The organism is Aquimarina ulvae (assembly GCF_053613295.3).
On sequence record NZ_JBSIBP030000025.1, the window covers coordinates 1 to 7098 of the forward strand.

Sequence of the window (7098 nt, forward strand, 5' to 3'; positions counted from 1 at the left end):
CCAAAAGGATAGTAGTTAATGCGCTTTTTTAACGACTATGCCTTTTTTTAATAGGTATACCTTGCTAGCTAAAAGCTATTTTTATGAACGTTCTTGCTGTCGTCTATCTTTCTTGCACAGCAAAAATAATCATTTGTGTTTTACTTACATTACGGGATTGTGTATTTTACTAGCTAACTTCTAAAGCCAGCCACATCATCAAAGCTGTGTTACATAATCTTAGTTATACCTACTCTTTCCTATGGTCAGGAGCTATAACTGGAGTTTATGTAAAACAGCCCCGCACCGACTGCTATACTTGAAGATTTGAGCTTTAAGCAATGATTTCTAATGAGGATATTATAATACTATAGGGATATAATCGTGTCGTAGACGTGATTCTAAGCGTTGTGGGGTCATTCAATCGCCATTAAGGCTAACACTTCAAAAGCGGAAGAGCCTCTGCGCTACATCCTTTCGCTATTCCGCTTTTGAAGCATTTTTACTTTTAAAGTAAGCTATACAAGCTTCTGCTACTTTTGTTATAGGGAGGACTTGTAATAATGAAGTCAAAAATTTACGTATTGTATTTATTTTTTTATCTGGCATCATCCATAATAAAACCACCAGAACCACAAAAAATATCATATACATTAAAGTCTTATCCATAGAGTGTTGTATTTAAGTACGATATTAGATAATTTCATCAATTAAATATCATTTGCAAATTAGTAAATGTCCACCAGTCTTCAACTTAAACAGTGTTGACAACTAGAGAAAGTTGTTAGTAAGTCCAAAAAAAAACCAAACAAAATAAAGTGCGATTATTATTAAAGCTGAAGTGCGCAAAGGCGCAAGCGTTGTGCTTCAGCTTTAATAATGATCATAGCCATCTGGCGACTGAAGATAAGATGCGTGCGCGCAAAAACAAAGGCGTAGCCAAAGCGGAGAGGAGCAGCCGACATATAAAAAGGAGTGTAACGGTTTTATGTGCCAGACGATTTTTATGTTTTCCGATTTATCAGATATAAACTTCAACATAAATAATCGGCTAGGCTGCGACCAAGCGGCGTAGCCCATGAAGTAGCGGTTTTGCTTAATTTATTATTCAGCGATAGCGTTCATTATTGTTTTTAAGCAAAAGAGTAGCTACGAGTGAAAGAGGAACGTAATAAGGTCATATGTTTCTAGTGGAGACTGACGACCGAAGGTGAGGAAGTTGTAACGGTCTGGAACAAGTGCTTTTTCTGCAATTGTGGAAGAAGAAAATATGACTTATGAAGTGACGAAGGAACACCTTATAACAGCTTATTACAAAAGCCTTTTTCAGGCTGATGTGATAATAATAAATTGGAGCGATAGCGACTCACTTGGTAATTACACTACTGATACGATAAAAGTAGGATTTTAGATAGCCAGTAAATACTATCCTGGTTATTTTCCTCCAAGGCGGACAGGTCTTCTGATTGACTGAGCTTATGTATAGCTGCTGCTAAATAACTTTGTAAATAGTGTAACTCTTCTTTATCCTTAATGATTATTTCTATTTTCATACCGATTGACTTTGAGGTTTGATCTGATACATAAATCCTGAACTTTTACGGTCAATGATTTCTATAAATTCTCGATCTACCAGTTCGGTAAGATGATGATAGACGGTACTTCTTGCTTTTCCTAGTCTACGACGGATATCTTTATTTGTAAAAATTCTATTATCAAAGTGTGTATGCAACTCTTTATAAAACCATCGTAAGTTTGGTGATAATAGATATCCGTGTTGTGGTAAATGCAGCTCGTTTTGTAACATATAAATGGCATTACTCATATCTTCTATAGTTACATAAAATCGACCTAATGTATCTTGATCTCTGTAGAGTTCATTAACTATTGTTAGACTGTGTGCTGTTGTTATAATAAGTTCTTTTTGGGAAGTAGTAAAGGAAGTTTGTACTAAAAGCCTTTTGTATTTGTTGACTGTTTGGCGGTATGGATAAAGGACTTTGATAATAATATTTAGATCATACACATGATACTTGCGTCCTTTTAATTTGTCAATCTTCGTATAGCGTCTTATAGATCGCTTTTTGCGTCTTTGCTTCATTGTTTATATATATATATGATTGTTATACATTCTTGTACTAAGGAGGTGATTGATTGCTCGGGGTGGCTCACCGCTTTTTACTCTAATTATACTTGTCTTGGGTCGCTAGGTCGATTTTTTAGTTAAATAGCTGACCCATTGCTTTTTGACCGACCCAAGTTCGAACCTTTTCCGAACCATAACCGACCCTTTGCGACCCGTAACAAGTAATTTTATGCTCTTCTTCTGTAGTTTTCTATCTGATCATACAGATAGGTACGTAGTTCTTTGCGTAGCTTTTCGATATTATCCCAATAACTAATCTGGTAATGAAAAGAGTTTCGTTTGCCAATACTACTACGATGGATGTATTCTAGTTCCTCGAGTTCTTTAAAATAGCGTTGTGTTTGGGTTTTACTGATCCTGAACTTTTGGCGTATTTCCCGTTGTGTAAATTGATAGTCCTTGCCTTTGGATTCTACATACTTTTTTAGGTTCTCGTAGAACTGTCGTAGGATTCCATCGAGTTCATCGGTTTTAAGAATGATACTACTGAACATTAAATCAATGGCTATTTCTATATCATCTAATTGAGTTACTAGCATCGTATTATCAACCTTCTGCCGTTGGTATTGATGTAATAGCGTAATCTGTTCGATATAATCGTGCAGCATCTGTGTTAATCTTCTTCTTTGTTTAGTGGTTTTAGGGAGTTGTAATCGATATGGGTTTTTGACTTTATAAGGTTTGAGCATATAAACTACATTTTGTATTGCCTGTCGTGCTACGACTTCGCTGTCATCCGTGATGACCTTTGCGGATTTCTTGGACATGTATTCCAGTACTTTTTCGGTTTGGGTTTCGCTCTCATCAATGGCGATTACAAAGACACGACTTTCATTATCTTCATAGATTCTAAAATGAGTAGTAGCTACTAAACTGGCTATTGGACCAAAAACATACTTTTCTCCTGTGGTGATTTCGCCTGTCTGTTCATTTTTCTGGCTTACGCTACTTGATAATTTACCGTTGCTCTGCAACTCCCGCCAAGCCATTTCTGCTTCTTCGGTCAGTCCGTCGTAATCTTCTAGGATAATACCACAGTTACATAAATCTTGTTCTCCATAATTATAAAAACTCTTATCGGTAACCCTTGTAAATCGTTTTATTTTATTCTGATTATACATACAATCGGCTATTTTTCCAATCAAATGACTTTTACCACTTCCGCTAGTTCCTTGTACAACCGCATGTAATGTTCTGTGCATTTTATGACTGAGTAATATGGTAAAAAGGAACATTGCATTCTTTTCTTCACCTATGATTCCTGTGGCTTGTAGTTTTTTAGTAAGTACCTCTATGAGGCTTTTAGATTGTAGTAACGCTATCGCTTTTTGTTTATCTATATCATTGATATCTCGTAATGAATATCTTAATTGTGCTTTAGGTAATTCGTTTTGTTTGTCTAATCGATGGGTTTCTAAGGCTCTGGTAATTTTATCTAATGCGCTACGAACTACAGAGGTACCGACTTGTATTTTTTCTGCAATCTTCCTAACTAATTTTTCTACAGCATCATCGTGGTACAGATCAATAGTATTTCTACTTGGAGTTTGTTCTAAATCTATAGTTTTATAAACCACTAAAGTCATTTTTAAACTTCCCAGATCTTTTAAGTTCAACTTACCAAACACATCTATTTTTAGGTATTCGTCTTGGTACTTCGTATGATTAGGTTTGATGTTCAAATCATAGACTTGTTTTATTATTTTCTTAGGCTTTATAGGAGTTTGGAGGATTTCTTTTTCTGCAGTATTCAAGTAAAGTATTTCTCTTTTTTCATATAGATGTCGGAGGATTTCGGTATCGTGACTATCTAACAGACTATTGATATCCTCGTTTTCTAGCATTATTACTTTACTGATCTTGGTATTTGGAACTAACGCTTTTAATTCTTTAGCATATTTGTTTGTGGCATTGCTACCTGCCCCGTCGCCATCGAACCAGAGTATGATTTCTTGTAATTCTTTTAATTGGCTCACCGCTTCGGTGTGTTCAGGAGTTAAGCCATTTGTTCCATAGGCTGCAAGTATTGCGAGATTCCCGTCTTCACGGGAATGAAAGTGTTGATTTAGAGTTGCTGCATCGATGATACTTTCGGTAATAATGAGTTGTTTGGCAGTTGATTCTGGATAGTTTGGATATAAACCTTTTCTGTTTGTTGTATAGTAATGTTTGCATTTGGCATTGTCGTAAATACTTCTGCCGTATAGACTTACAACTTCATTGTTTTTGTTTTTCAATGGGAAAACGATACAGTATTTTAGTTTCTCATATTCCTTACTTGTATTAAATCCTGCATCTAATTTTTTATAATCTAAGTGACGATTTTTAAAATATTCTCGTGCTTTGCTGCTTTGAGATAGTTTGGGTTGTAGTGTTGCGTAGATTTTTTGGTAATCTTCTGTCGTATCTTCGATACTGTAGTTTTTGCCTGTCGGTGCTACCGACCTTGTCTTTGACTGTAACCATTTTATGGTTTCCGGAAGCTCCCAACTGTAAAACTTTTTGACCAGTTCGATTACATCCATCGTTCCTGCAGAACAGTTGCCACTAAAACAGGTAGCGATCTGTTTTTGCTTACTAAACTGTAAACTTGGTTTTTTATCCTTGTGGAATGGGCAGATACATTTACCGTTTTTATCGGGTTGTAAGCCTAGTTCTTTGGCTATTTCTATAATATCTGACTTGTTTTTTAGGTCGGTGAGGGTCATTGTTGATAAAAAGTTTTTGTTTCTTTTATGCAACAAATAAACACATAAAAGAAACAAAATACAATAACAAGGCGCAACACTTTATCAACAATATGCTGTTAATTATTGTTATGAAGTATCATATTTGATACTTTTGATGTAACATTTTATACTTATTTGATACTATAATGACATTAGGAGATAGAATATTACAGCTGCGCAAACAAAACGGTATGTCTCAACAAGATTTAGCTGATAAAATTGAGATATCTAAAGCTCAACTTTCTAGATATGAAGGTAAAGGTGTTCAGCCACCTGCAGATATAGTGAATAAAATTTCACAGCTTTTTAGCATATCTACTGATTTTTTGATAAAAGGTGATAAAACGGATATCGCGGTCAAAAGTATACAAAATGCAGAACTAATAAAACATTTTACTAAGATCACATCATTACCTGATGAAGAACAAAAAACAATACTAAAAGTGGTCAAAGCTTTATTATGTGATTATGATGTAAGACAAGCTTATACATCATAAAAAAACAGCCACCTATAGCTAGATGACTGTTTAATACTCTTATGTATTTCTAACTCATACCGCTGCGAAGTCACAGACATTCGCAGAGCCTAATCACTCTTCGAATAGCGGGAATTTATCAATATTCATTTCTTATTCTAAAAAATTTATTCCTTTTAATGTTTGGTTTTTAGAAATGTTTTCTTTTTTAAACCGATATTCGCTATTGTATTGCTTAAGTTCATTATTATCCCATTGTAATTTATAATAAATGGGATTCTCCATTTTATTCCTATGTACTTCAACTTTATATCTTCCTTCGAAAAAATTATCTAATATTTTATAAATAATATTTGTATCAGTCATATTTTCATAGTAATATTCTTCTTCTATTGATAGAAAACGTAGCCTAATGTGATCATTTCCTAACTCTAGAAAAAAACAATCTACTTGTTCTTTTCTTTTAAAAGTAATGCTAAAAAAATCTTTTATTAAAATATAATCTACAACAATTAAATTGTTGTTTTCGAGAATATATTTTTCAGATAGAAAAAGTAAAACGTTATAAAAATCACCTGTTTTACTTTCTATTTTACTGAGAATAGGTTTTAAGTCTTTTATTAATTCATTCTTAAACATTTCATTTTTATTTTAAAATTTCATAAAGCCTCTTTTGAAGATATAATCTTTCGCAAAGTCAGCCGTTTTATTTCTTTTAAAAACATTCAAAAAGTAGTGCCTTTTTCCTCTAAAACCATAATTTATATGAGTTGTAGAAATAGTTGAACCAAATTTAGTGTTAAACCCATGCCTTTCTAAAGTGAAAGCATGTTGTGTTACTTTATTTCTAAAGCCTATTGCAAAAGTTCTTTGACCTAATTTGTTAGTTACTTTTGTAGTAATTCCTCTAAAAATAAATTTTGATTGTTTTAAAAATTTCCCCAATCTTCCTAAAGTGATAGCACCTTTAACAGCACCAACTGCAGCTGCTGGTCCCATAGGTAAAATAATACTTACGTACTCAGCCGCTTCTGCTTGGGCTGCATAAATACCAGCATGTAGCTCTTCTCTTTGTGGCCTATATAACGTGTTATAATAGTACTGTCCACCTAGATTATCATTGGTATAGTTTGTTCCCCATCGTGCATTGTAATCTTCTAATGTACCTGGAGTATCGGACACAAAATCAAAATCACCATTGCGTATAAAATCCGGTGTTCGTTCATCAAATTCACCAGAATTATCTTCATCAGTACCATAAGAAACCAAGTCTTCTGTCATCATAGTTACAGTACGACCCTTCTTACCACCACAGCAAGGTTCTGTGGAATTACTATCAGGTCTAAACCCTAAAGAGCCCAAAGCTCCTTGTAAATTCGTACCATAACTATATCCTCCAGAAAAAGAGGTCAACCAATCAGATTGCACTCCTGCCCAGAAGTCAGAACCTCCATAATGATTCCCACCAGATGCTCCCCAACCACCCTCGGCTAATCCGTGATTATTACCCCAAGAATTTCCTCCACTCGGATCTGCATAAAACACGGGATTATTATCAAAAGCATTATAAGGAGAAAGACCGTGATGTACTACCGGATCTATACGGTTCCATCTGGCAATGGCAGGATCGTAAGCACGCAGTGGCATCTCGTACATATTGTACCCTAGATCTTCGGTCAGCTCTGTGCCATTGTATTTATAGTTGTGTTCACGGCCAGTTATGGTGTTGTTATACCCTTTATGTTGCAGACCAAAAGGATAGTAGTTA

General features: G+C 34.7%; 6 protein-coding genes. 1 reads left to right on the plus strand and 5 read right to left on the minus strand.

Translation table 11 applies throughout. From position 1 onward, the window contains the following. Positions 1–459: 459 nt before the first annotated feature. From ACWGOQ_RS23765 to ACWGOQ_RS23775, 3 genes are all read right to left on the minus strand, one after another. Entirely contained in the window at positions 460–648 is a 189-nt protein-coding gene (locus tag ACWGOQ_RS23765) for a hypothetical protein (RefSeq protein ID WP_452060339.1), read from the minus strand. An 880-nt stretch (positions 649–1528) separates the two neighbouring features. Continuing rightward, positions 1529–2080, minus strand: a complete 552-nt coding sequence (locus ACWGOQ_RS23770; protein WP_452060340.1) for a hypothetical protein — start codon at positions 2078–2080, stop codon at positions 1529–1531. A 212-nt stretch (positions 2081–2292) separates the two neighbouring features. Next, the gene (locus tag ACWGOQ_RS23775) at positions 2293–4833 is read right to left on the minus strand and encodes an MTBMA_p00010-related P-loop-containing protein (protein WP_452060341.1); all 2541 of its coding nucleotides are present in this window, start codon (positions 4831–4833) and stop codon (positions 2293–2295) included. Positions 4834–5000: 167 nt separating this feature from the next. Here ACWGOQ_RS23775 and ACWGOQ_RS23780 point away from each other — a divergent pair, with 167 nt between their 5' ends. Next, positions 5001–5351 (plus strand): helix-turn-helix domain-containing protein, encoded by a 351-nt coding sequence (locus tag ACWGOQ_RS23780; protein ID WP_452060342.1) that lies wholly within the window; start codon positions 5001–5003, stop codon positions 5349–5351. 132 nt (positions 5352–5483) lie between these two features. Here the strand turns inward: ACWGOQ_RS23780 and ACWGOQ_RS23785 are convergent, their stop codons facing one another. Beyond that, the gene (locus tag ACWGOQ_RS23785) at positions 5484–5969 is read right to left on the minus strand and encodes a hypothetical protein (protein ID WP_452060343.1); all 486 of its coding nucleotides are present in this window, start codon (positions 5967–5969) and stop codon (positions 5484–5486) included. 12 nt (positions 5970–5981) lie between these two features. Next, positions 5982–7098, minus strand: a 1117-nt coding sequence (locus ACWGOQ_RS23790) for an RHS repeat-associated core domain-containing protein (RefSeq protein ID WP_458202885.1), incomplete at its 5' end; no start/stop codon positions are given.